General features: G+C 74.3%; 19 protein-coding genes. 9 read left to right on the top strand and 10 right to left on the bottom strand.

What is annotated here, in order from left to right; translation table 11 throughout:
• Window positions 1-208: 208 nt before the first annotated feature.
• Complete coding sequence (locus QMC84_RS17125) at window positions 209-1,513, top strand: MFS transporter (RefSeq protein WP_300376764.1); 1,305 nt, start codon at window positions 209-211, stop codon at window positions 1,511-1,513.
• Window positions 1,514-1,636: 123 nt separating this feature from the next.
• Here the strand turns inward: QMC84_RS17125 and QMC84_RS17120 are convergent, their stop codons facing one another.
• From QMC84_RS17120 to QMC84_RS17095, 6 genes are all read right to left on the bottom strand, one after another.
• Window positions 1,637-2,260: an ACT domain-containing protein gene (locus QMC84_RS17120; protein WP_300376762.1), complete on the bottom strand. Its 624-nt coding sequence runs from the start codon at window positions 2,258-2,260 to the stop codon at window positions 1,637-1,639.
• Between the two features lie 54 nt (window positions 2,261-2,314).
• Window positions 2,315-4,069 carry an exodeoxyribonuclease V subunit alpha gene (recD, locus tag QMC84_RS17115; protein ID WP_300376760.1) on the bottom strand — a complete coding sequence of 585 codons (1,755 nt, stop codon included), beginning with the start codon at window positions 4,067-4,069 and terminating at the stop codon, window positions 2,315-2,317.
• Window positions 4,066-7,413 (bottom strand): UvrD-helicase domain-containing protein, encoded by a 3,348-nt coding sequence (locus QMC84_RS17110; RefSeq protein ID WP_300376758.1) that lies wholly within the window; start codon window positions 7,411-7,413, stop codon window positions 4,066-4,068. The genes recD and QMC84_RS17110 overlap by 4 nt, the downstream gene beginning before the upstream one ends.
• 8 nt (window positions 7,414-7,421) lie before the next feature.
• Window positions 7,422-10,754 carry an exodeoxyribonuclease V subunit gamma gene (recC, locus tag QMC84_RS17105; protein ID WP_300376756.1) on the bottom strand — a complete coding sequence of 1,111 codons (3,333 nt, stop codon included), beginning with the start codon at window positions 10,752-10,754 and terminating at the stop codon, window positions 7,422-7,424.
• A 151-nt stretch (window positions 10,755-10,905) separates the two neighbouring features.
• Window positions 10,906-11,724 (bottom strand): ABC transporter permease subunit, encoded by an 819-nt coding sequence (locus tag QMC84_RS17100; RefSeq protein ID WP_300376754.1) that lies wholly within the window; start codon window positions 11,722-11,724, stop codon window positions 10,906-10,908.
• Complete coding sequence (locus QMC84_RS17095) at window positions 11,721-12,695, bottom strand: ATP-binding cassette domain-containing protein (protein WP_300376752.1); 975 nt, start codon at window positions 12,693-12,695, stop codon at window positions 11,721-11,723. The genes QMC84_RS17100 and QMC84_RS17095 overlap by 4 nt, the downstream gene beginning before the upstream one ends.
• 358 nt (window positions 12,696-13,053) lie before the next feature.
• Between QMC84_RS17095 and QMC84_RS17090 the strand changes: the two genes are divergently transcribed.
• Both QMC84_RS17090 and QMC84_RS17085 read left to right on the top strand, forming a co-directional pair.
• Window positions 13,054-14,844, top strand: coding sequence for a GAF domain-containing sensor histidine kinase (locus QMC84_RS17090; protein WP_300376750.1), 1,791 nt, complete (start codon window positions 13,054-13,056; stop codon window positions 14,842-14,844).
• A 99-nt stretch (window positions 14,845-14,943) separates the two neighbouring features.
• Complete coding sequence (locus tag QMC84_RS17085) at window positions 14,944-15,558, top strand: hypothetical protein (protein ID WP_300376748.1); 615 nt, start codon at window positions 14,944-14,946, stop codon at window positions 15,556-15,558.
• Here the strand turns inward: QMC84_RS17085 and QMC84_RS17080 are convergent.
• Entirely contained in the window at window positions 15,444-15,956 is a 513-nt protein-coding gene (locus QMC84_RS17080; protein WP_300376746.1) for a PGPGW domain-containing protein, read from the bottom strand. The genes QMC84_RS17085 and QMC84_RS17080 overlap by 115 nt on opposite strands.
• Window positions 15,957-16,012: 56 nt before the next feature.
• Here QMC84_RS17080 and QMC84_RS17075 point away from each other — a divergent pair, with 56 nt between their 5' ends.
• A complete protein-coding gene (locus QMC84_RS17075) occupies window positions 16,013-16,714 on the top strand; it encodes an acyltransferase (protein WP_300376744.1) in 702 nt (233 codons plus the stop codon).
• Here the strand turns inward: QMC84_RS17075 and QMC84_RS17070 are convergent.
• The 3 genes from QMC84_RS17070 to QMC84_RS17060 all read right to left on the bottom strand — a co-directional run bounded on the left by QMC84_RS17070 (window position 16,698) and on the right by QMC84_RS17060 (window position 18,840).
• Window positions 16,698-17,357, bottom strand: coding sequence for a hypothetical protein (locus QMC84_RS17070; RefSeq protein ID WP_300376742.1), 660 nt, complete (start codon window positions 17,355-17,357; stop codon window positions 16,698-16,700). The genes QMC84_RS17075 and QMC84_RS17070 overlap by 17 nt on opposite strands.
• A 196-nt stretch (window positions 17,358-17,553) precedes the next feature.
• Window positions 17,554-18,231 (bottom strand): NADPH-dependent F420 reductase, encoded by a 678-nt coding sequence (gene npdG, locus QMC84_RS17065; protein ID WP_300376740.1) that lies wholly within the window; start codon window positions 18,229-18,231, stop codon window positions 17,554-17,556.
• A 42-nt stretch (window positions 18,232-18,273) separates the two neighbouring features.
• Complete coding sequence (locus tag QMC84_RS17060; RefSeq protein WP_300376738.1) at window positions 18,274-18,840, bottom strand: TetR/AcrR family transcriptional regulator; 567 nt, start codon at window positions 18,838-18,840, stop codon at window positions 18,274-18,276.
• A gap of 42 nt (window positions 18,841-18,882) precedes the next feature.
• On the opposite strand from QMC84_RS17060, the gene QMC84_RS17055 reads away from it, so the two are divergent.
• The 5 genes from QMC84_RS17055 (at window position 18,883) to QMC84_RS17035 (ending at window position 23,057) form a co-directional block, all read left to right on the top strand.
• On the top strand, window positions 18,883-20,052 hold the full coding sequence (locus QMC84_RS17055) for an acyl-CoA dehydrogenase family protein (RefSeq protein WP_300376737.1): 1,170 nt from the start codon (window positions 18,883-18,885) through the stop codon (window positions 20,050-20,052).
• Window positions 20,053-20,214: 162 nt separating this feature from the next.
• Window positions 20,215-20,457: a hypothetical protein gene (locus tag QMC84_RS17050; protein WP_300376736.1), complete on the top strand. Its 243-nt coding sequence runs from the start codon at window positions 20,215-20,217 to the stop codon at window positions 20,455-20,457.
• A gap of 156 nt (window positions 20,458-20,613) precedes the next feature.
• Window positions 20,614-21,489, top strand: a complete 876-nt coding sequence (locus tag QMC84_RS17045) for a MoxR family ATPase (protein ID WP_300376735.1) — start codon at window positions 20,614-20,616, stop codon at window positions 21,487-21,489.
• The gene (locus QMC84_RS17040) at window positions 21,482-22,600 is read left to right on the top strand and encodes a VWA domain-containing protein (protein WP_300376734.1); all 1,119 of its coding nucleotides are present in this window, start codon (window positions 21,482-21,484) and stop codon (window positions 22,598-22,600) included. The genes QMC84_RS17045 and QMC84_RS17040 overlap by 8 nt, the downstream gene beginning before the upstream one ends.
• A gap of 7 nt (window positions 22,601-22,607) precedes the next feature.
• On the top strand, window positions 22,608-23,057 hold the full coding sequence (locus QMC84_RS17035) for a hypothetical protein (RefSeq protein ID WP_300376733.1): 450 nt from the start codon (window positions 22,608-22,610) through the stop codon (window positions 23,055-23,057).
• The last annotated feature ends 18 nt before the right edge of the window (window positions 23,058-23,075 follow it).

Genomic DNA, 23,075 nt, shown 5'->3' with positions numbered 1-23,075 from the left:
GCCCCGCCGCCCCCCGGGCGCCCGGCGCGCCCCCCCGCCGCCGGCCCCCCCCCCCCCCCCCCCCCCCCCCCCCCCACCCCCCCGGCCCCCCCCCCCCCCCCCCCCCCCCGGGTCGGCTGCCCGTCGAGTGACGCGTGGTGGCTGACCCGCAGAGGGTTTCCCAGCCATTTCCCGTCACTCGACGGGGGAGGTGCTGCACCATGCGGAGGTGACCGCGACCACCCCGGCCCCGCGCTCCGCGTTGGCCGAGCCGACCACGAACCCGCCGGGCCGCTGGATCGCCGCGATCACGCTGGCGAGCATCGGACTCTGGGCGGGCTTCTTCGGCCCGATCCAGGTGCTGCTCGCCCAGCAGGCCGAGGCCATCTCGCCGGACGACAAGTTGGTGGTGCTCTCGGTCGTGCTCGGCCTGGGCGCGTTCGTGTCCGTGGTGTGCAACCCGGTCTTCGGCGCCTTCTCCGACCGCACCACGCTGCGCGCCGGCCGCCGGCTGCCCTGGGTCGCCGGCGGCGCCGTGGGTGGCGCGCTGTCGCTGCTGCTCCTCTCGGTCGCCGACAACGTCGTCGTGATGGCGATCGGCTGGTGCGGCGTGCAGGCGACGCTGAACGCGATGCTCGCCGCGGTCACCGCGACGGTGCCCGACCAGGTCCCGGTCGGCGAGCGCGGCCGGGTCGGGGGCATCCTCGCGGTCGCCCAGACCGTCGGCGTCGTCGGCGGCACCGGCATCGCGTCGGCCACCGGCAGCATCGCGACGGGGTACGCCGTCACCGCCGGCGTGCTCGTCGTGCTGACGCTGCCGTACTGCTTCGGCTCCCGCGACGTCCCCCTCACCCCGGACGAGCGGCCGTCGTGGTCGGGCTGGGGCGGGTTCCTGCGGTCGTTCTGGGTCTCGCCGCGCCGGCACCCCGACTTCGCGTGGGCCTGGATCACCCGCTTCCTGGTCAACCTGGGCAACGCGCTCGGCCTGCTCTACCTCCTTTACTACCTGCAGGACGTGATCGGCGTCGACAAGGACGAGGCCGACGACCGGGTCTTCCTGCTGACCGCGATCTACGCGGCGGTGATCATGGCGACCACCGTCGTCTTCGGCATCTGGAGCGACCGGACCGGCAAGCGCAAGGTGTTCGTGATCTGGTCCGGCGTCGTGGGCTCGCTCGCGTCGCTGCTCCTCGCGGTCGGCCAGACCTGGCCGGCCGCGGTGGCCGCGGCGGTGCTGATGGGGATCGGCTACGGGATCTACACCTCGGTGGACTTCGCCCTGATCACCCAGGTGCTGCCCGGCGCCGAGGACCGCGCCAAGGACCTGGGCGTCATCAACATCGCCAACGCGCTGCCCCAGGTGTTCGCGCCGTTCATCGCCGCGCTCATCCTGCTGGTCGTCGAGGCGGCCGGCGGGGTCACCGAGACCGACGGCGAGCGCTTCTCGGTCGGCTACTTCGTGCTGTACGCCGTGGCGTTCCTGGTCGCCATCCTCGGCTCGGTGTTCGTGACCAGGATCCGCTCGGTCCCGTAGGCGGACGCCCCTGCTGCGGGTCGCCCACAGACGTCATGCGGAGGGTGTTACTCGTTGCTCTGCCGTGTCTCAGGACAGTGTCACCCGTTGCTCCGTCCCGATGACGTCGTGCGACCCCCCGGCTCAGGGAGTGGTGGCGCGGGCGGCGCGCGAGATCGACATCGCGAGGCCGGTCAGGTGCCCGAGGCGGGCGAGCTCGGAGTCGAGGAAGGCCGGGCCGCCACGCCGGCCGAGGACGACGATCTCGGACTTGTTCAGCCGGGCGGCACAGTGCAGGTTGTTCTCGTCCTCGGAGTCGATCGTCTCGGCGCGCTCGATCGGCTGCCAGGCCAGGTCCTTCGGGGCGGCGCCGGTCGCGTGGACGATGCCGTCGGCCTTGCTGACCCGGGCGGCCCAGTCGGCGCGGAACACCACCGGTAGCCGGTCGATCAGCCGCCCGAGCGCGTGCTCGGGGTCCGCGGTCAGCTCCTCGACGGCCTCGAGGTCGAGGAACAGGTTTCCGCCCGCGGGGTACCGGCCGATCCACAGCACCCGGACGCCGTCGAGGCCGTGGAGCGTCGACACCACGGAGTCGGGCATGGCGCCGGGATCCATCTCCAGGAACACGTCGTCGACGGCCGTGCCATCGTGGCGCTTCTCGACGATCTCGATCGCCTCGATGTCGCCGCCGGCCTCACCGATGGCCGTGGCGAGCCGCCCCAGCGACCCCGGGACGTCGGGCAGCTCCACGCGCAGCAGGTAGGGCATCACAACTCCAATCCACCCTCGACCCTAGTCTCCCCACGTTGCGTCGGGGTTACGTCAGCGGCGCGCGAGACGCAGCCGCAGACCCGTGGCGCGCTCGGCCAGGGTGTCGACGGCAGCGCGTACGGCGGCCTCGGAGCCGACCACGCGCACGTGCTGGCGGGCGCGGGTGACCGCGGTGTAGAACAGCTCGCGGGTGAGCAGCCGGGAGCCCTCGTCCGGGAGCAGCACGGTCACCCGGTCGGCCTGGCTGCCCTGGCTCTTGTGGATCGTCATGGCGTGCATCGTCTCGACCGCCTCGAGCCGGCCCGGCGCGAACTCCCTGAGTCGCTCCGACCCGGCGACGAACACCCGACGCCGTTGGCCCTGGCGCACGACCACGCCGCTCTCCCCGTTGTAGACGTCGAGCGCGTAGTCGTTGCTGGTGACCAGCAGCGGCCGACCGACGTACCACTCCGCGTAGAGGTCCACCTCCGGGTCCTCGGCGAGCCAGCGCTCGACGAGGCGGTTCCAGCGCCGCACGCCGTAGGGGCCCTCGCGGTGCGCGCACAGCAGCCGGTAGCGGTCGAGCTCGGCCAGCGCGCGGCCGGCGTCCTCGTCGTGGGCGGCCGCCCAGATCGCCCGCGCGGCGGCGAGCGAGTCGGGCCGCAGCGCGGCCTCGACCTCGGCCTGGTCCGACGTCTCGACCCAGGACACCTGGTCCGACGGCGTGCGCAGCACGCGGACCACCTCGTCGGCCACGCCGGAGCGGAGCGCGGCGGCCAGGGCCTCGATGTCCTCCTCGGACCGGAAGTTGGTGCTCAGCGCGGCGACCGGGGAGTCCGGTCGGCCGTCGTAGCCGGCGACGAGGTCGCTCAGCACCGCACCCGCACCGACGGGCGTGAGCTGTTGCGGATCACCGACCAGCACCAGCCGGGAGTCCGCTCGCAGCGCCTCGAGCAGCCGGCCCATCATCGTCAGCTCGACCATCGAGGACTCGTCGACGACGACCACGTCGTACTTGAGGCGGTTGGCGCGGTCGTGGCGGAACCGGGTCGCGTTGTCCGGGCGCCAGCCGAGGAGCCGGTGCAGCGTCAGCCCGTCCAGGCGGCCGACCAGCGCCGGCGCCTCGGGCCAGGCGACCGCGACGGCGGCGAGCTCGGTGGCCACCGCCTCCTGGAGCCGGGTCGCGGCCTTGCCGGTCGGCGCGGCGAGCGCGATCGAGAGCCCGCTCCCCTGTCCTGCGGCCTGGTCGGCGAGCAGCGCGAGCAGTCGGGCCACCGTCGTCGTCTTCCCGGTGCCGGGCCCGCCGGTCAGGATGGTGGTACGGCGACGCACGGCCGCGACGACCGCCGCCCGCTGCTCCTCGCTGAAGTGCCCGCCGCTGACCTTCGCCAGCGCCGCCACGAGCCGCTCCTCGTCGACCGCTGGCGGCGCGAGCGACAGCCGGGCGGCGAGGTCGTCGTGGACCTGGCGCTCGAGCCGGTGGTACCGGTCGAGGTAGAGCAGGTCGTGGTCGAAGCGGACCACGCCGGCGTCCACGAGCGGCGACGCGGCGATCGGCCACGCCTCCGGCCAGGGCAGGTCGGGCGCGGTCGTGGCGACGGTCGCCAGGTCGAGGCAGACCGAGCCGCGCCGGACCGCGCGCACCGCGAGCGCGACGGCCAGCAGCATCCGCTCGTCGGCCTCGCCCCCCAGGACGCAGATCCGGGTCGCGACGTGGATGTCGCTGGAGGTCAGCACGCCGGCCGCGTTGAAGGTGGCGAGCAGGCCGGTGGCGCCGGTCGCGATCCGCCAGTCGTGCTCGTCGGCCGGCTCGAACAGCTCGCTCATCGGTCGGCACCCCCGTCCAGGAGGTCGGAGAGCTCCTCGACCAGGGCAACCGGTGGCCGCCAGGCGAAGACGCCGCACGGGGCGCCGTCGACCGCGGGGGCGTCCGGTCCGCACATGCCGCGCAGGTAGAGGTAGAGGACGCCGCCGAGGTGCCGCTCGGGGTCGTAGCCGGGCTGACGCCAGCGGAGGAAGCGGTGCAGGACCGCGGCGTACAGCAGCGCCTGCAGGGGGTAGTCGGAGTGGCCCATCGCGGCGTCGAGCGCGTCCGGCGCGTAGCTGTGCGCGGTCAGCGGCTCGTCGGTGGGACCGAGCCAGTTGGTCTTGTAGTCGACGACCAGGTAGCGCGGCCCGCCCTCGGACCGCAGCCGCAGGACGACGTCGACGGAGCCGGTGAGGTAGCCGCGCAGCGTCTGCTCGCCGAGGGGGCCCTCGAGGTGGGCGGCGTAGGCGCGGACCGGGTCGCCGGCCGGCAGGTGCCGCTCCAGCAGCGGGCGGAGGTCGCCGAGCAGGCCGTCGCCGAGCGGGAGCTCGAACTCCATCTCGCGCAACCGGTCGCCGAGCGGCACCTGGCGCAGCGTGGTGTGGTCGGCGAGCGGGCCCAGCGACGAGTCGCAGACCGCGACCAGGGCATCGGCCAGCTCCTCCCGGTCGAGGTCGACCGGCCACCAGCCGAGCTGCTCGTCGATGTGGCCGAGCAGCTCCGCACGCAGGTCCGGGGCCTCGGGGTCGGTGTGCTCGAGCACCGCATGCACGAGCGACCCGAACGTCGCCCCCACCGGCAGCCCGGCCATCGGCGAGGGCACGTCGCCGGCGACCGGGGGCGGGACCGGCGCGGGCTCGGGGGCGAGCTGCTCGTCGTCCTTGGCGGTCACCTCGGGCTCGCTTGCGACCGCGCCGACGGGCGTCGGGGCCTCGACCCTGCTGAGCGAGGAGTACGACGCTCGCCGCCACTCGGTGTCGACCGTGCGGGTGAACGTCCGGGCGGCGAGGTCGGGCGTTGCGGGCAGGGGCGGGTCCGCGCCCGGGTCGGCGTGGATCGCGGCCTCGGGGCTCGGCCCGCCGCGGTCGCGCCACGCGGAGAACAGGGCGATCACGGCGTCGTCGTCCGGCACGGCCGGCGACTGCGGGACGGCCGACGACACCGCACCGTCGGGACCCTCGAGGTCGCGCATCAGCATCCGGTGCAGCGGCGAGGCGACGGCGTTCTTGGTCGGCGCCCACCAGGCGACCACCTGCGACTTGGCCCGGGTGGTCGCGACGTAGAGCAGCCGCAGCCACTCGCCGGCCTCCTCGTCCGCCCAGCGGCGGGAGTGCTCGGCCCAGCTGTCCGTGGAGCGCCCGCCGCTGCCGCCGACGTCGAGGCAGCGGGTGCCGGCGTCGTCGTGGAACAGCGGGCGGGTCGGCTTCGGGACGAACCGGTCGGCGAGCGCCGGCAGGTAGACGACGGGGTACTCGAGGCCCTTGCTGGCGTGGATCGTCACGAGCTGGACGGCGGCGGCGTCGGAGTCGAGGCGGCGGGTGCGCTCGACGCCGCGGCCGGCCCGACCCTCGGTCACCTGCCCGCGCAGCCAGGTGAGCAGCGAGGGCAGTCCGTACCGCTCGACGAGGGTGACCTCGTGCAACGCCTCGCCGATGTGGCGCAGGTCGGTCAGCCGCCGGTCGCCGCCGACCTCGGCGAGCACCCGCTCGGGCAGCCCGGCGCCCCCGCCGGTGCCGATGGCCGCCGCCTCGAGCACCGCGGCGAGGCCGCGGGTGGCGAACAGCTCGACCCAGCCGCGCAGGGTGTCGGCGACCTCGTCGGTGAGGTCGTCGCCACGGGCGTCGAGGTCGGCCGCGGTGTGTCCGAAGAAGCAGGTCAGCGCGGCCGACCGCACCCGGGTGCTGCGGTGCGGCTGCTCCAGCGCCTCCAGCAGCGTGAGCCACTCGACGGCGGCCGGCGTCGCGAACACGCTGCCACCGCCGGCGATCACCGCCGGCACGCCGGCCTCGAGCAGCGCCTCGCGGACCGCGGCGAGGTCCGCGTGGCGGTAGCTGATCACCGCGACGTCGCGCGGCCGGATCGGCTCGCCGCACCAGGTCGCGCCCGACGCGAGCAGTCGGCGTACGTCGAGCGCCAGGTCCGTCGCGACGTGCGGACGGATCTGCCCGACCGTGAGCGTGCTGCTGCCGCGGCGCCCGAACGTGTCGCGCCGCACGACCCGCAGCCGGAACGGGTGCGGGGCCGGCGCACCCTGCAGGCGGGACTCGCGGTGGTGCGCCGTCACGTCGCGCACCACGATCCGCTCGTCGCCGAGCTCGGCGCCGGCGAGCAGGGCCTGGAAGGCGTCGAGCAGCGGGCCGTCGCTGCGCCGGTTGACCGCGAGGGTCTGTCGGGTCGTCGCGGTCTCCGCGGCCCGGAGGTACGTGGTGACGTCGCCGCCGCGGAACGCGTAGATCGCCTGTTTCGGGTCGCCGATCAGCACCATGGTCGCGTGCCCGCTGAAGGCCCGGTCGAGGACGTCCCACTGCACCGGGTCGGTGTCCTGGAACTCGTCGACCAGCACGATCCGCCACCGGGCCCGCATCCGCTGGGCGGCGGCGCTCTCGGGCTGCTCGAGGGCGTCGGCGAGCTGGGAGAGCAGGTCGTCGTAGGACAGGATGCCGAGCCGGCGCTTGCGACGGTCGAGCTCGTCGCGGACCGTGCGCGCGAAGCTGACCCGCCGGCCCGCCGGCGTGGTGCGGTCCTCGTCGGCGGGCTCGAGGGTGGCCTGCGGGTCGCCGACCGCGGCCCGGGCGATGGCGAGCGCCTCGGCGAGGTCGAACGCGGGCGGCCCGTCGCCGAACGCGAACGCGCGCAGGTAGAGGTCGTCGACCGTCTCCTTGACCAGGTCGTCGAGGTCCTCGACCAGTCGCGCCCGCGAGTCGGTGTCGCCGGCGACGCCGAGGGAGTCGAGCACCATCGAGCAGAACTGGTGGGTGGTGGCGATGGTCGCGGCGTCGAACCCGGCGAGCGCCTCGGTGACCCTGCGGTGACCGAGTCGCCGCTCCTCGGCGCTCCACGAGCGCAGCAGCGTCACCAGGTCGGAGTCCCCGACGTCGCCGGCGACCGGGTCCGGGCTGAGCACCCGCTCGGCCTCGACCAGCTGGGCGCGCACCCGCTCACGGAGCTCCTGGCTGGCCGCGCGGCCGAAGGTCACCACGAGCATCTGCTCGAGCCTCGCCACACCCTCGGCGACGTAGCGCGTCACGAGCGCGCCGATGGTCCAGGTCTTGCCGGTGCCGGCGCTGGCCTCGAGGAGGACGGTGCCGGTGGGCAGCGGGTCGGCGATCGAGAACGGCGCCATGGTGCTCACAGGGGTGCTCACAGGGGTGCTCACAGGGGGCCCACCCTCTCGGCGCTGGTGAGCAGCGGCTCCCAGATCGCCCAGGCGAGCTCGCCGAGACCGGCGTCGAGCAGGGCCTCGACGGGCGCCGAGGCGCCGTAGACCCGCTGGTGGTAGGGATCCGCGTCCTCGCCGGTGATGCCGAACCGGTTGTGCGGGTCGGTCGCCCACTCGCGCCGGGCCGCCTCGATCGGCGGGGTGTCCTGGCCCATCAGCTCCCGCGCGTGGGCCTCCGCCCAGGCGGCGCCGGTCTTCACCGGCACCGGCAGCGGCGCGCACAGGCCGCGGTCGCGCAGCTCGACCAGGTCGCGCAGCCGGTCGGCCGCGCGGTGGTCGATCGGGCCGCTGAGCGCACGCTTCGGGCCGGCCCGGTCCTTGCCGATCGCGTGGGCCGTCCAGTGCTGGTCGGGGTAGGTCGCCGACAGCGCGAGCAGGTCGACCCACGCGTGCAGCCGCTGCCGGGCGTTGAGCCGGGAGTAGCCCAGGCTGACGACCCGGCTCCCGTAGACGCCGGGCACCGTGCCGGTGAGCCGGCGTCCCCCGCCGAGGTCCACCTCGACGTCGACCGAGCGACGCTCGCCCTCGCGCACCTCGGCCGTGCGTGACCACAGCCGCTGGCACTCCTCCGCGACCTCGTGCAGCGCGATGGTGCCGAGCCGGCCGGGCGGCAGGGTGCCGGCGAGCTGCTCGGCCGTCAGCACCGCGACCGGGTCCTGGCCGGCGAGCAGCTCGCGCAGCAGCCGGTCGCCGATCTGCCACTTCTCCAGGCTGTCGAGCGTCACCGGGATCGCGTCGGCCAGGTCGTCGGGCTCGAACGGGGCCGCCACGTCGAGCCGGCCGCGCAGGAAGGTCCGGACCGGGTGGGCCAGGAAGTCGCGCAGCTCCTGGAGCGACACGTCCGGTGGCCTCCCGTCCGGGCCGAGCCGCGGGGGCAGCGCCCGGTCGAGCAGCGGCGGCGGCTCGCGGCGTACGCCCCACGCCGAGCGTGCGCCGGCCAGCGCCGCGGTGTCGAAGCTGAACGGGGTCTCGCGGACGAAGTTGCGCGCGTCGTAGGGCTGGAGCGGGTGCCGGGTCAGGACCCGGTCGCGGACGGCCTCGGCGGCGGTCCGGTCGGCGGCGTCGAGGATCTCGCCGAGGGGTACGGCGGGCGGGCGGCTCGCGCCGGACTGCTCGTCGGCACCGGAGTAGGTGATGACGAGGTGCTCGGTCGCGGCGAGGACCGCGTCGAGGAGCAGCTGCCGGTCCTCGCTGCGTGCGTCGCGCTCGCCGGTGAGCGGGTGGCGGCCGAGCACGTCGTCGCCGTCGACGACCCCGGCGCGCGGGAACACCCCGTCGTCGAGGCCGACCAGGCAGACGACCCGGTGCGGCACCGAGCGCATCGGCACCATGGTCGCGACGGTGAGGCTGCCGGTGCGGAAGTTGGCGCGGGTCGGGCGCCCGGCCAGCCGCGACTCGAGCATCGCGCGCACGTCGGAGAGCCGCAGCTCGAGCCCACCCTCGTGCGACGACGCGGCGGCGCGGGCGAGCTCGCGCTCGAACTGCGGCACCTGCCACGCGTCGTCGGCCGCCACGTCGACGAGCGAGCGGACGCCGTCGCGCAGCCCGGTCGTCCAGTCGGCGACGGTGCTCGCCCCGGCGAACGCGGTGAGCGTGCGGTCGACGCGCTCGACCAGCTCCGCGAGCCGACCCGCGAGGTCGATCTCGGAGCTGGCGACGTCGTCGAGCGGCAGTCCCCGGCCGAGATGGTGGTGGTCGTCGCCGCTCATGGCGACGCCGAGGAGGATCCGGTCGAGCCCGGTCCGCCAGGTGTTGTGGGGGAACCGCTCCATCCGGAACGCCGAGCGGGACTGCTCGTCGAGGCCCCACCGCACCCCGGCGCGGGCCACCCAGCGCGACACCCGGTCGAGCTCGTCGTCGGTGAACCCGAACCGGCGGCGCACCGGGTCGGTGCCGGCCAGGTCGAGCACGTCGGACGCGGTGACCCGGCCGCCGGCCACGCCCAGCAGGCCGCTGGCGACGGCGAGGAGCGGGTTGGTGCTGGTGAGCGCCCGGTCGGCGAGCTTCACGCGCAGCCGGTGGGCGGGGTGCCCGTCGAGGGTCGCGAGGCCGAACCCGGCCGAGATCAGCGGCGCGTAGGTCTCGATGTCCGGGCACATCACGAGCACGTCGCGCGGCTCGAGCGTGGGGTCGTCCTCGAGCAGGCCGACCAGCACCTCGCGCAGCACGTCGACCTGGCGGGCCGGTCCGTGGCAGGCGTGCACCTGCAGGGTGCGGTCCCCGTCGGCGAGGTGGCGGGCGGCGCGCTCGTCGTACGACGGGGCCTGGTTCGCGCGCAGGTCGTGCTGGAGCCAGCCGAGCAGCGTGCCGCCGCCGGCGGTCGAGCCCGTCGAGACCTCCGCAGGCGGAGCCAGCCCCTGGGCGGGAATGCCGTCGAGCAGCCGGCGCAGCTCGCGCGCGTCGCGGCCGAGCGAGGCGAGCAGCGGGTGACCGACCCGCTCGACCGAGTCGTCGTCCTCGCGGGGCACCACCCCGCCCAGGTCGGCCAGGTCGTCCCAGAGCACCGGCGAGGGCTGCGGCAGGAACAGGTGCACGTCGCGGTGCTCGCCGAGCGCCTTCAGCAGCGCGACCTCGGTGACCGGGATCCGGGTGTGGCCGAACAGCGAGAGCCGGTCCGGCAGCGGCAGCCCGTCCCCGCCCGCCCGGAGCGCGGCGCACGTCTGCGCGTGCCGGACGTCGGGGGGTGGTGCGTCGACCTGGGTGACGAGCCGGCGCCAGAGCTCGGGCTGCCAGGCCAGGTCGGGGGGCAGCCCCTGCTCGTCACCGTGCTCGCCGGCGCCGCCTTCGCGCCAGGCGGTCACCAGCGTGGGCCGCTGCACGGCGTACGACGCGAACAGGCGGGCCAGCCGCAGCGCGACGGAGTAGCGGCGGTTGCGGCGCAGCTCGCCGTCGGCGCCCTCCACGCCGTGGCCGAGATGCCGGGCGAGCGTCGTGAACTGCGGGTCGCCGAGGCTCTCGTCGATGGTCGCGAGCAGCGGCCAGACCAGCCGCTCGGGGTCCCACGGGTCGTCGCGCTCGCGGCCGAGCAGCAGGCTGACCAGGCTGCGGGGGTTGAGGAACCGGACCCCGGCGCACACCCCGTCGCCGCCTCGTGGACCGGTGCCGAGGCGGTGGCTGAGCCGCTGGGTGAGCCACCGCTCGACGCCCTTGGCCGGGACGACCACGACCTCCTCGGCGAACGGGTCGGCCAGCGGGGTGCTCAGCAGCTCCCCGAGCGCGTCCGCGAGCACGTCGGTGCGCGGGGCTCGGTGGATCTGCAGGGTCACGCCGCGACCCTATGCGGCCGTGGGGACAGCGCGGGGCCGGTGTCGAGTTTCATCGGCCGGCCGACAGACCTCGTGCCTGGACGATGCAACTTCATCGTCCAGGGTCGAGTTTCATCGGCCGGCCGATGAAACTGGGAACCCGCTCGTGAAGCTACGCGTCGCGCCGGCGCAGCACCACGTACGCCGCGGCCAGCAGCACGGCGATCTCCGCGACGAAGACCCCGAACCCGGTCCAGGCGTCGAGCAGGTCGGGGTTGAAGGAGACCGGGGTGGCCACCACGGAGCCGGCGTTGCCCGGCATCAGCTTGGTCAGCCACTCGCCGAAGGTCCCCGGCACCAGGTTGACCATGTTGCCGAGGATCAGCATCAGCGCGAGCACCACCGAGATGGTGCCGGCGGTGTGCCGCAGCAGGAAGCCGACGGCGACGGTGAACAGGCCGATCCCGGCGAGGAACAGCCCGGAGCCGTACATCGAGCGCAGCACGTCGCCCTCGAGCGCCATCCCGATGCCCTCGCGGTCGAGGAAGTAGTTGCCGCCGAGGTACCCGGCGAGCGCGGTCACGGTGCCGACGACGAACAGCACGGCGACGAGCACGACGGACTTCGCGGCCAGCACCCGACCGCGGGACGGTACGGCGGCGAACGTCGAGCGGATCATGCCGGTGCCGTACTCCGTGGTGACCACGAGGGCGCCCAGGACGACGGCGGTGATCTGGGCGATCATCATCCCCCAGGTGATGAACGATCCCGGGGACTCGTCGGCCTCGGGCGAGGCCAGCCAGTCGGCGTTCCCCCAGCACATCAGGATCGTCAGCCCGGCGCCCAGGACGAAGGCCGCGATCAGCGTCCACCAGGTCGAGCGGACCGTGCGCAGCTTGACCCACTCCGCGCGCAGCGCCTCGACGAAGCCCGGTCGCCGGGCGTCCGGCGCCACGACCAGCGAGCCTGACTCGGTCAGGGTGGCGGTCATCGCCGGGCTCCACTTCTGGCGCGCTCGGTGGCGGTGGGCTCGGTGGCGGTGGGCTCGGTGGCGGCGTGGTACTCCACGCTGTCGGCGGTCAGGGCCATGAAGGCGTCCTCGAGGGAGGACAGCACCAGGGTCAGCTCGTGCAGCACGAGGCCGTGCCGGAACACCAGCTCCCCGACGGCCGACGCGTCCAGGCCGACCACCCGCAGCTCGTCCTCGACCCGGCTCACCTCGAGACCGCGGCCGGTGAGCAGGTTGCCGACGTCGCCGAGCGCGGGCGCCTTGACCCGCACGTACGACGCGGCGTGGTCGCTCATGAACTCGCTCATCGAGCAGTCGGCGAGGATCGAGCCGCGCCCGATCACCAGCAGGTGGTCGGCCATCAGGGCCATCTCGGACATCAGGTGGCTGGAGATGAACACCGTCCGGCCCTCGTCGGCGAGCTGCCGGGCGAAGGTGCGGACCCAGCGGATGCCCTCTGGGTCGAGGCCGTTGACGGGCTCGTCGAGCACGACGACGGGTGGGTCGCCGAGCATGGCGGCGGCGATGCCGAGGCGCTGGCCCATGCCGAGGGAGTAGCGGCCGGCCCGCTGGCCGGCCACGGCCTCCAGGCCGACCAGCTCGAGGACCTCCCCGACCCGGGTCGTCGGGATGCCGTTGGACGCCGCCATCCACCTCAGGTGGTCACGTGCGGACCGCCCGGGGTGGATGGCGTGCGCGTCGAGGAGGGCGCCGATCTCGCGCAGCGGCGCGGGCGCCGCGGCGTACCGGTGCCCGTTGACGCTGACCGTCCCGGACGTCGGGGCGTCGAGGCCGAGGATCATCCGCATCGTCGTGGACTTGCCGGCGCCGTTGGGGCCGAGGAAGCCGGTCACCCGGCCGGGCTCGACGACGAAGTCGATGCCGTCGACGGCGACCCGGCTCTGCCCCTTCTCGGTGGCGAAGCGCTTGGTGAGTGCGTGGGCACGGATCATGGGGTCAACCCTGCGGCGGCCGCACCGGTCCGCGCATCGGGGAGCACCCCGGGCCCGACCCTGGTACTCGACCCGGGGTCGCCCCGGGTTCCGCGGATCGGCTGCGGCGTACGGACTGACCCGGGCCGCGCCGCGCGGCGGTTTCCCCGGGTACCCGGGGAAACCTGCACTGTTCGGCCGAAACTTCGGCCTAGAAGTGACAGCTTTGCCCGAACAGCCCCAGGGGCGGCGCCCCCGACCAGCCGACCCCCCGGGGCGGCCGCGACCCGCCGGCCCAGCCGGGCGGGCATCGCCGTCTCGACCGGCATACTGCGGGGAGCCGGCGGGAGGCCGGCGGCTCGGCGGGAGGACAGGCACGATGGTGGAGGGCGGCGCGACCGCGCACCAGGAGGACACGCGCGCCGGCTGGTCGGACTCCGCCGCGCGGGCGGTGCTCCAGCTGATGGTGGAGTCGGTGGCCGAGATGGTCGGCTTCGAGGTCGCCGCGTTGTCGGTGGTGCTCGACGGCAACCTGGCCACCATGGCCTACACCGGCCCCGAGGAGTTCCGCGACTACCTCTCGGCCTCGGACCCGGTCACGGTCCTGGACCCGGTCCTCGCCCGGGCGGAGAGCTGGGGCCGGTTCCGGTTCCTTGCCGCCGAGGACTACGACGCCGCCACCCTCGAGGGGCACTGGATGGTGGTCGCCGAGGAGCAGGCCGACGTACCCGACGCCTGGCACCCGATGGATGTCCTGGTCGGGCTGCTCACCGACGACGACGGCAGGCTGGTCGGCGCGATGTCGGTGGACCGGCCGGTCTCCGGCCGGCGGCCCGACCCGGCTCAACGACGGCTCCTCGAGAGGTACGCCGCGCAGGCCGAGCGTGCCGTGGTGACGGCCTTCGAGCGGGAGGAGCTGGTGCAGCAGGTCGCGCACTCGGAGGCGGCTCGCCGGCTGATCCGATCGGCCTCGATGCCGGCCCAGGCATCGCTGCAAGCGGTGCTCGACCACACTCACGGGCCGCTGGTGGAGGGCTTCGGCGCCGCCGGTTCGTGGATCCAGGTCCTCGATCCCGAGAGCGGCGGTGTCGGCTACGCCCGGACCCACGAAGGCGACGTGGTCACGCTCTCGGACCGGATGATCGACCTGGCGCACGGTCTGGCACCGCGGCTGTGGGAGGCGCAGCAGGTGCTCGTCGTCGCCGAGGGCGTCGAGCCGTCGCTGTCGGCGAAGTCCGGCGCGGGGCCGCTCCTCGAGGAGGCGCGCCGCCAGATCGCCGAGCTCGGCCTGGCCTCCGCGATGGCGGTCCCGCTGGGCGCCGGTGCCGAGTGCCTCGGGTTCCTGGTGCTCTCGCGGCGCGCCCAGGACCCGCCCTGGTCGTCGGTCGAGATCGGGTCGGCCCTGCAGATCGGCTACGACCTCGGCGCCGCGCTGATGACCGTGCTCGCGCTGGAGCGCGAGCGCGGCCTGGTGCGCGAGCTGCAGCAGCTCGATGACTACCGCAGCCAGCTGATCGCCACGCTCTCCCACGAGCTGCGCACCCCGCTCACCGTGATCTCCGGCAACCTGGAGCTGCTCGGCGACCTCGACCTCGACGAGGCGGCGCGGCACTACCAGGTGGCGATGACCCGCGGCTCCACCCGGATGCAGAAGGTGGTCGACGACCTGCTGCTCCTGGCCCGGGTGAGCGACCCGCAGCACCCGCTCGTGCGGGTGCCCGTCGACCTCCACGCGGTGTCCCGCACGACCGTCGACCTGCTGGCCTCGTCCGCGCTCGCGAAGGGGCTGGACCTGCGCCTGCAGTGCGCGCCCGACCCTCTCCTGGTCCCGGGCGACCCGGCCGAGCTCGACCGGCTGCTGACCAACCTGGTCAGCAACGCGGTCAAGTACACGCCGTCGGGCGGGACCGTCACCGTCGCGGTGGAGCGCCGGGGGGATGACGCCGTCCTGGCGGTCGCCGACGACGGGATGGGCATCTCGGAGGAGGACCAGGTCGGCCTGTTCCGGCCGTTCTTCCGCACTACGAACCCCGACGCGCTCCGCGAGCCCGGCACCGGGCTGGGCCTGACGATCGTGGCCACCATCGTCGACCGTCACGCCGGCGAGGTGCGGGTGCGCTCCCGCCCGGGCGAGGGGACCACCTTCACGGTCACCCTCCCGGCCGGCTGACGCGCCGCAGACTGACCGGGTCCGGACCGGTCCGGACCGGTTCGTATTAATTCCGGTTCATCCCGTGACAATAGGCCGTTGTCCCTCTAAGTTGACCGCATGAAGAGCTCCGTGGGGGGGTCCTCGGGCGGAAGCGCCGGGGAAGGGCAGCACGAGCCGCTGGTCGAGCACCTGGTCAGCGAGACGATGCAGCGGGTGCCCGGGTCGGTCACCCGTGAGGAGCTGAGGTCCGCCGGACGCGCCGCGCTCGCCGCGGCGAGCCGCGAGCACGACCCCGTCCACGACGGGGGCTTCCAGCGCTACGCCGCGGCGCGGATCCGCGGAGCGCTGGTCGACACGCTCCGGTCCATCGACTGGCACGCGCGCGGCCGACAGCCGCTCACCCCCGCCGACCCGGTCCGGGCCGACCGGCTGCGCGATGCGCTGGCGGTGCTACCCGAGGACCGTCGCACGGTGGTCGAGGGCTACTTCCTGCGGCAGCGGGAGGTCGCCGACCTGGCCACCGACCTGGGGCTCGACGAGCGCGAGGTCGCGCGCCTGCGCACCGACGCGCTCCGCGCGCTGAGCCGGACCCTCGGCGCGGCGTTCGCCGCCGACCGTCAGTTCCCGGCGTCCCTGTCGGCCGTGCCGGCCTCGTCGTCCCTGTCGGCCTCGTCGTCCCTGCGGTCCGACAGCTCGGGCACCGGCTCGCCGCGGATCCTGAACCGGCGGTAGCTGTACACGATCAGCCCGATCGCGATCAGCCCCGAGGCGACCTGGGTGACACCGGTCGCCGCGCCGCCGGGCAGCCACCACTGCTCCCCCAGCGGCCACCAGCCGGGAGCGGCCGGCCCCCAGATCCACAGCGCGCCGCACCCGATCAGGCCGACGGCGATCGTGGTGGAGAACGCGATCCGGCGCCGGTTCTCCACACCCTCGGCGGCGCCGCGGAGGGCCCGGATCTTGACCGGCTCGAGGCGGCGCTCGGCCCACTCGTACTCCTGGGAGAGCACCACCAGGCCCGCGAAGATCATCAACAGGCCGGGCCCGGGGAGGACCAGGGCGGCGACGCCCGCGACCACCAGGACCCAGCCGAGGACCTCCACCGCGACCCGGCGCACGACCGCCTTCATGGCCAGAACTCTGACACGAACGCCCGCCGCGCGTCCCACCCACTAGCGTCTCGCCCGTGAATCCCCTCGCGCGCGCTCTCACCCACGGCGTCCTCAACCGGGGCGTCCATGCGGTCTGGCGATGGCTGGACCGGGCCGGCGAGATCGTGCCCGGCACCCGCGCCGCGGCCGCGTTCGGCAGCTTCGGCGCCGACAGCTGCATCGACTTCCCGCCCGCCACGCTGCTGAACCGCCGCTCGATCCACCTCGGGTCCGGCGTGCTCGTCGGCCGCCAGGCGACGCTCTCCGCCGGGTACGGCGAGGACGACCCCCACATCCCCGACCGCGCGCTGGTGATCGGCGACCGCTCGATCCTGGGCGCGCGGGTGAGCATCACCGCGCACGCCTCGATCACGATCGGCGAGTCGGTGTTCTTCGGGCAGAGCGTGTTCGTCACCGACGCCAGCCACGGCTACCAGGACCCGACCCGGCCGATCGGCGAGCAGTTCGGCGCGCACCAGCCGGTCTCCATCGGGTCCGGGTCGTGGATCGGCCACGGCGCGGTGATCCTGCCCGGCGCGCGAATCGGCCGCAACGTCGTGGTGGCCGCGGGCGCCGTGGTCCGCGGCGAGGTCGAGGACTTCGCGGTGGTGGCCGGCAACCCGGCGCGCGTCGTCCGCCGGCTCGAGCCCGAGGTCGGCTGGGTCGACTCCCGCGGCGGTGTACGCCCCGTCCTCGAGGGCCTCTTCGGCTCCGACCCCGTCAGGCGACCAGGCTGAGGTCCTCGAGCACCACGTCGGCGTCCACGGTGGACAGCGGGACCAGCCGGGCGTGCAGGTGCGGCGGGATGGAGATGCGCAGCAGCACGGCCAGCGAGCCGAGGGTGGCGACCGCCGCGTAGATCAGGTTCGCGTCCACGTCGGCCAGGACGCCGTACGCGCCGGCGAGCAACGCGTCCAGGATCATCAGCGCCCACGCGGAGGCCGCGATCGCCGAGACGTCCGGGCTGCGCCACGCGGTGAGCGCGGCGGGCGTCACCAGCAGGGCCACCGAGAACCCGAGCACGACCGTCGCCGGCGCCGGGCCGACCCAGAGCGCCGAGAGGCCGGCCAGGGACACCGTCGCCGCCCACACCGCGGGCAGCCACAGTCGCGCGCGCGACCCGCCCCGCAGCCAGGCGAGCACCACCGCGCCCGCGGTCGCGGGCACCGCGACGGCCGCGGGCAGCGCGACCCACAGGTCGCGCTCGAGCACGCCGAAGACCGTCCACGCGACCCCGCTGATCGTCGAGCTCGCGAGCGCCGCGACACTCACCCCGGCCGCCGTGGTCATCCGTCGCAGCTTGCGGAACTGCGGGACGGTGTAGCCGGCGGCGAGCAGGGTGCCGGCCAGGCCGACGAGGGTGGCGAGGGTCAGGTTCACAGCTTTCTCTGGCTTTCAGCGCGGGCGCGCGAACGTACGACGCGACCGCGGCACGAGGAACGTGCGGCGGTCGCGACGTGAAGTGGATCTGGAGGCGTGCTACAGAAAGATTACCCGTCCAATCAAGAAATGGCGAACAATATTGCGGCCTGCACACTCATGGACGGCGTGATCTTTGGCACAGGTGAGGCGGAAGTCAGAGGTCGGTGACCCGGACCCCCGCGTGCGACCGATACCGGCGGTTCACGCTGATCAGGTTGGCGGTGAGTGCCTCGACCTGGTGGGCGTTGCGCAGCCGGCCGCCGTACACCCCACGCACCCCGGGGATCGTGGCGCACAGGTCCTGGACCAGGTCGGTGGCCTCGCGCACGTCGCCGAGCACGAGCACGTCGGTGTCGACGGAGGTGACCTCGGGATCCTCGAGCTTGACCGCGCTGACGTTGTGGAACGCGCCGACGACCGTGCTCGCGGGCAGCAGGGCCTGCGCCTGCTGGGCGGCCGAGCCCTCCTCGACGGCCAGCGCGAAGGCGCCCTGATTGTCGAAGCCGAGCGGGTTCACGCAGTCGACGACGACCTTCCCCGTCAGCTCCGCGGCGAGGCCGGCCACCAGCTCGCCGTGGCCCTCCCACGGCACCGCGACCACGACCAGGTCGCCCGCCGTGGCCGCGCCCGGGTTGTCGGCGCCGGTGACGTCGCCGCCGGTGGCCGCGGCGAGCTCGGCCGCGGTCGCCGCGGCCCGCTCGGCGCTGCGGCTGCCGATCACGACCGGCAGCCCTGCTGCGGCGAACCGGCGGGCCAGGCCACGGCCCTGTGGGCCGGTGCCGCCGAGGACGGACACGGTCTTGCCGGCGAGGGACTCAGGAAGGTTGCTCATGGCCTGCACTCTGTCAGGGCAGCGCGCGCCACCGGGACCTGCTCAGGGAGTGGAACCGCCCACACCGTGCACCACCAGGTCGGCGAGGGCGCGGTACGCCGCCGCGTCCACCAGCCCGGACGCGGCCGCGATCCGGCCGCCCTGGATGGCGGTCATCACCTGGGCGACCGCGGCACCGACGAAGGACGCGTCGACCGGGCGCAGCGAGCCCACCGCGACGCCGGCGCTCACCAGGTCCTGCACCCGCTCGGCGGCCAGCCGGGTGTTCGCCTCGTAGATCTCCGCCGCGGGCGCGTACGCCTGGAGGTCGACGTAGAACCGCTCGGACGCCGGCGCCAGCTCCTCGGCGACGGCGGTCAAGTACACCGCGAGCCGAGCGCCCGGGTCAGCCTCGGCCGCGACCTGGGCCTCGATCCGCTCGGCGGCCCGCCGGAAGAAGCCGCGCACCGCCGCCAGCACGACCTGCTCCTTGGTCTCGGCGACCCGGTAGATCGTCGTGCGCGAGCAGCGCAGCCGGGCGGCCAGGTCCCCGATCCCGAACTCGAGGAAGCCCTCGGCGAGGAACAGCTCGATCAGCTCGTCGAGGAGCTGATGGCGCGGGGGTGGCACGGCGTTGACGCTATCAGTACCAATCGGCGTAACGTGGTACTCATGCCTGCATCGCGCCAGCTGCCCACCGACGAGGCCGTCGACCTGATCGCCCTGGTCCGCCAGATCGCCGCCGACGAGCTGGCGCCGCGCTCGGCCGAGGCCGAGGCCACCGAGACGTTCCCCCGGGACGTGTTCGGGATGCTCGGCCGGACCGGCCTGCTCGGCCTCCCCTACCCGGAGGAGCACGGCGGCGGCGGCCAGCCCTACGAGGTCTACCTCCAGGTCCTCGAGGAGGTCGCGGCGGTCTGGGCGAGCATCGGGGTGGGCATCTCGGTGCACGCCCTGAGCTGCTTCGGCCTCGCGACCGTCGGCACCCCGGCCCAGCAGGCCGAGTGGCTGCCCGCGATGCTCGGTGGCGAGCTGCTCGGGGCCTACTGCCTCTCGGAGCCGCACGCCGGCTCCGACCCCGCCGCGATGCGGACCCGGGCCCGCCGCGACGGCGACGAGTACGTCCTCAACGGCGCCAAGGCGTGGACCACCCACGGCGGGTACGCCGACTTCTACAAGGTGATGGCGCGTACCGGCGACGCGCGGGGTGACATCTCCTGCTTCCTGGTGCCGGCCGACACCGCCGGGCTGTCCGCCGACCCGCCGGAGCACAAGATGGGCCTGACCGGGTCGGCGACCGCGACGATGCGCTTCGACGACGTCCGGGTGCCGGCCGAGCGGCTCCTGGGCGCGGAGGGCGACGGCCTCAAGATCGCGCTGGCCGGGCTGGACGCGGGCCGGCTCGGCATCGCCGCGGTCGCGACCGGGCTCGCTCAGGGCGCGCTGGACCGGGCCGTCGCCTACGCCCAGGAGCGCGAGACCTTCGGCCGGCGGATCATCGACCACCAGGGCCTGGCCTTCGTGCTGGCCGACATGGAGGCGGCGGTGCAGTCGGCCCGCGCCACCACCCTGCACGCGGCGCGGCTCAAGGACGCCGGCCTGCCCTACGGGCGCGAGGCCTCGATCGCCAAGCTGGTGGCGACCGACAACGCGATGCGGGTGACCACCGACGCCGTCCAGGTGCTCGGCGGCTACGGCTACACGCGCGACTTCCCCGTCGAGCGCTACATGCGCGAGGCGAAGGTGATGCAGATCTTCGAGGGCACCAACCAGATCCAGCGGATGGTGATCGCGCGCGCCCTGGACCGCGGGGACGCGGGAGGTCTCACCGTCGCGCCCTGAGGAGCCCGGGCCGAGCTCCCACCCGAAGGTCGCGGTCACACCGCGAGGCGAGCCGGCCACGCACGGCCGCGGCAGCGGCCGCCCGGCCGGGGTCGACGCGCACCTCAGGGTTCGCTTAATCGGCCCTCGCCGAGGACGGCGCCCCGACCTACAGTGGGGGACATGGCCGAGCCGACCGAGGTGCTGCGGGCGCTCTGGGACGTCGACGAGGCGACCCAGGCCGCCGTCGAGCTCGAGCACGCCGCCCCGGCGAAGGTCTGCAAGCGCACGCAGGGCATGACCTTCGACGGCTTCGCCGAGCCCGGCACGGACCTGCGTGAGGCGTGGCGCGACCGGCTGGCCCGTGAGGGCAAGCTCGGCACCGGCGAGACGATCCGCGACCTGGTGCTCGGCCGCGACGCATGAGCGGGCGCAGCGAGCTCATCGTTCAACACAGCGCCGGACGTGCCTCATGCGCGCACGGAGCGAAGCGAGTACGTGCATGAGCGAGCGCAGCGAGCTCATCGTTCAACACAGCGCCGGATGTGCCTCATGCGCGCACGGAGCGAAGCGAGTACGTGCATGAGCAAACCGGGGGGCGTCGCCGAGCTGACCGACGCGCTCCGCGGTGACGGGTACCTCGCCGATCGTGGCCTGTCCACGGCGACGTACGTCGCCCTCTCGCTCGACCGCCCGCTGCTCCTCGAGGGCGAGGTCGGCACCGGCAAGACCGAGATCGCCAAGGCGCTGTCCCGGGTGCTCGGCCGGCGCCTGATCCGGCTCCAGTGCTACGAGGGGATCGACACCAACCAGGCGCTGTACGAGTGGGACTACGCCCGCCAGCTCCTCCAGATCCGGGCGCTGTCCGAGCGGAGCCTCGACGACGAGGCCGCGGTGGACGCACTGTTCGGGCCGAAGTTCCTGCTGGAACGGCCGCTGCTCGACGCCGTGCGCGCGGGCGACGGCGCCGTCCTGCTGGTCGACGAGGTGGACCGCGCGGACGACGAGTTCGAGGCGTTCCTGCTCGAGCTGCTGTCGGACTTCCAGATCACCATCCCCGAGATCGGGACGATCGTGGCCGAGCGGCCGCCGCTCGTCGTGCTCACCTCGAACCGGACTCGCGAGCTGCACGACGCGCTGAAGCGGCGCTGTCTCTACCACTGGGTCGACTACCCCGACGCCGAGCGCGAGCTGGAGATCGTGCTGGTGCGGGTCCCCGGCGTCGCCGAGTCGCTGGCCCGCAAGGTGGTCGCCGCCGTGCAGCGGCTGCGCCAGCTCGACCTGGCGAAGGCGCCCGGCGTCGCGGAGACCATCGACTGGGTGCGGACGCTGGAGGTGGTCGGCGCAGACGACCTCGACTCGCAGACCATCGAGGACACCCTGGGCGCGGTGGTGAAGGAGCGCGACGACCTCGACGTCGTGCGTCGCCACGTCCACGAGCTGGCCCCCGGTGGCTGACCCGGACTCGGGGGGAGCGTTCGTCGAGACCCTCGTCGGCTTCGGCCGCGAGCTCCGGGCCGCCGGGCTGCCGGTGGGGACCGGCGACGTGGTGACGTTCTGCGCCGCGATGGAGCCGCTCGACCCGACCGACCTGATGGACCTGTACTGGGGCGGCCGGGCGTCGCTGGTGAGCCGCCGCGAGCAGATCCCGACGTACCACGAGACGTTCCTGCGCTACTTCCTCGACCACCCGGCGCCCCAGCCCGACGAGGCCCGGCCGTTCACGGTCCCGCAGCGCGAGGAGGCACGCAGTGCGCTCCAGCTGCCCGAGACCGAGAAGCGCGGTGAGGAGCGGGAGGACGAGGAGGCGATCCTCGGGCTGATGGCCTCGGACGTGTCCGCGCTGAAGCACAAGGCGTTCGCGTCCTGTACGCCGGAGGAGCTGGTCGCGCTGCGCCGCATCATGCGCACCGTGCGGCTGACCCCGCCCCGCCGCCGCTCGCGGCGCACTGCGCCCGCGGCGACCGGGCCGCGACCCGACCTGCGGCGCACGGTCCGGGAGGCGATGCGCACCCACGGTGACCCGGCCACGCTGCGTTGGCGCCGGCGGCGGGAGCGGCCGCGGCCGCTGGTGCTGGTGCTCGATGTGTCCGGGTCGATGGCGGACCACTCGCGGGCGCTGCTGCAGTACGCCCACGTCACCTCACGCGCCACCAGCAGGGTCGAGGTGTTCTGCTTCGGCACCCGGCTCACGCGGATCACCCGCGAGCTCGAGCACCGCCGGCCCGACCAGGCGCTCGACCGCGCTGCCCGCGCGGTCGTCGACTGGGAGGGCGGCACCCGGATCGGCGCGTCCCTCGACGCGTTCGTCCGCGACTTCGGGCGGCGTGGCACCGGCCGCGGCGGGATCGTGGTGATCTGCTCCGACGGCCTGGACCGCGGCGACCCGGCGCTGCTGGAGTCCGCGATGCAGCGGCTCTCCCGGCTCGCCCACCGGGTGGTCTGGCTCAACCCGCACGGCACCGAGCCGGCCTCGCTCGGCATGGCGGTCGCTGCGCCGTACGTCGACGACATCCTGACCGCCCGCAGCCTGGCGGACCTCGAGGAGTTCGCCAGGAGCCTGGCGTGACTGCGTCATGATCAGGCTCGGCTCACTGGCCGGCTACCCGTTCGACGGCCCGCGGGTGCTGGCGGGCTGGGCGCCGCCCGCGGTCGCCGCGGTCTACGCGGTCCTCTACCGGCCCGACACCGGCAGGGAGCAGTACGCCGTCATCTACGTCGGGCACAGCGAGGACCTGTCCGCGGAGGGATTCCCGTTCCGCCACCCGGCGGCGCCGTGCTGGGTGGAGCGCGCAGGCGGGCGGTTCGGCGTGCACGTCGCGACGTACGAGATCCCGGGCGGCTTGCCCGGGCACCGGGCCCAGCTCGCCGAGGAGCTGGTGTCGATCTACCGGCCGCAGTGCAACGACCGGCAGTTCGACGCCACCTGGCGCGAGGAGTGGATCGGCACGTACCGGGCGCCGACCACCGGTCCCCTCACGACGCGGCGCTCCCCGGGCGGCGGCGACTCCTCCCCCGGATCCTGACCGGGGAAGGCGGGCAGG

Source organism: Nocardioides sp. (genome assembly GCF_030019515.1).
Taxonomy (GTDB): domain Bacteria; phylum Actinomycetota; class Actinomycetes; order Propionibacteriales; family Nocardioidaceae; genus Nocardioides.
This window is presented reverse-complemented; position numbering and strand designations above follow the sequence as displayed.